Here is an 879-nt window from a genome sequence, read left to right on the forward strand (position 1 = left end):
CGAGAAGACCCCGACTGCCGCGCCCGCCAGGAGTGACAGCACGATCGCGGCTGGGGTGGGCACATGGCCGACCAGCAGCCGGGCGACGAGGATGGCACCGAGTCCGACTTCGGCGCCGATGGCCAGGTCGATCACACCGGCCGCGGTCGGAATTACCAGCCCGACCGCCACCAGGCAGGTGACGGCCTGGTCGGAGAGCAGTGACCGCCATGTCCCCGCCGTCAAGAATGTGTCCGGTACCCATAGCGCGAACACCGCGACCATCAACGCGAGCAGATACAAGGCGGAGACGTTGCGGAACGCCGCCGCCCGCCGCAGTCGACCCGGCCAGGGCATCTCCTGCGCCACACCGGGCGACGTGCCGTCAGCCGCGTCCTCGGACGCCGCGTCGACGTTCGCGGCGGTCGCCCGGGCGAGCAGTTCGTTCCGGCGGTTGCGTCTGACGGCCCATGCGGTGGTGGTGTTGTTCCTGATCAGTCGGAGGATGGCCTCCCGGCGATTCACCGTCGGTTTCCGCCAGGCGGCGAGGCCGACGGCGGCGAGGAGGGCGGTGCCGTTGAAGAGGTCGGGGATCCAGATGGGGAGGCCGGCGAGTTGGAGGCCTTTGACTCCGACGGCGAGGGTGTAGGCGGCGAGGACGGTGCCCCAGATGTTGAATCGGCCGCCGCGGAATTGGGTGGAGCCGAGGAAGACGGCGGCGATGACAGGGAGCAGGTAGCCGGGTCCGACGGTGGGGTCACCGGTGGACAGCTGGGACGTCAGCAGCAGCCCGGCCAGTGCGGCCACCATGCCGGAAGTCATCAGCGCGAACAGGACGATGCGGGAGACCCGGATCCCGGCCAGCGCGGCGGCCTCGCTGCTGCCGCCCATGGCATCGAC

General features: G+C 70.3%; 1 pseudogene. It reads right to left on the reverse strand.

What is annotated here, in order from left to right:
* Nucleotides 1-870, reverse strand: a pseudogene (locus HY68_RS44390) (hypothetical protein); the annotation flags it as partial.
* Between the last annotated feature and the right edge of the window lie 9 nt (nucleotides 871-879).

The organism is Streptomyces sp. AcH 505 (genome assembly GCF_000818175.1).
Classification (GTDB): domain Bacteria; phylum Actinomycetota; class Actinomycetes; order Streptomycetales; family Streptomycetaceae; genus Streptomyces.